Below are 939 nucleotides of genomic sequence, written 5' to 3'. Positions count from 1 at the left end.
AGAAAATTCCTATCGGTGCGGTCTACAGCTACCAACTGGATGAAGATGCAAAATCCATTACTATTCAAGCTAATATCCAAGAGCAATATCGACACATCATCAATGACAGCAGCCGCTTTTGGAACGTCAGCGGCATTGGCGCAAGTATTGGTTTTGAAGGCGTTGACGTACGCTTAGAAAGCATGAGTGCCCTACTTGGTGGCGCTATCGCCGTTGACTCTCCGGACGATGGCGAACCAGTGGAAGAAAATACCGAGTTCCGCTTATACAAAGACTTAAAAACAGCAGGTCGAGGCATTGCGATCAAAATTGCTCTACCTGACGACAATAAAGTCAGCAGCGAAGGCGCACCAATCATGTACCGTGGCATTGAAATTGGTCAGGTCACCGACTTAAGCCTTTCTGAAGGACGAGAAGTCATTTTGGCGTCAGCAGCAATTCAGCCTGCTTTCAGTGACATGCTTACCACTGGCACTCGCTTTGTTTTGGAAGAAGCGAAAGTGTCGTTGTCTGGTGTCGAAAACATTGCAAACCTAGTTAGAGGAAACTTCCTCACTATCGTTCCTGGCGACGGCGAGCGCTCTCGCCGCTTCACTGCAATTCGCAAAAACGTATTTAATCAACAGCAAGAAAAATCTATCGCGATTCGCCTAATTTCTGACAATTCATTTGGTTTAGATAGCGGAGCGAACGTGCTCTATAAAGGTATTGTGGTCGGTTCCATCATCAACGTTGGTTTAGTTGATGAGAAAAAACAAGCGAAGCACGAAGTCTTTATGGATGTGCTGATTGATCACGAATACAAGCATCTTATTAAATCAAATAACCGTTTTTACGTGACTGGTAGCGCTTCTGCAGAGCTTACTGAGTCTGGGTTGAGCGTCACTGTTCCGCCAGCAAAACAACTACTGACCGGTTCTATCAGTTTCGTCAGTGAAG

The 939-nt window shown here is 45.7% G+C and carries 1 pseudogene; it reads left to right on the top strand.

The window, feature by feature from the left end:
• Nucleotides 1–939, top strand: a pseudogene (mam7, locus tag R8O10_RS24225) (MCE family putative adhesion factor MAM7); the annotation flags it as partial.

Origin of the sequence: Vibrio sp. 1727, assembly GCF_033344415.1 — a bacterium.
GTDB lineage: Bacteria > Pseudomonadota > Gammaproteobacteria > Enterobacterales > Vibrionaceae > Vibrio > Vibrio alginolyticus.
The sequence above is the reverse complement of the archived record's forward strand: the minus strand, read 5'-3'. Positions and strand labels throughout refer to the sequence as shown.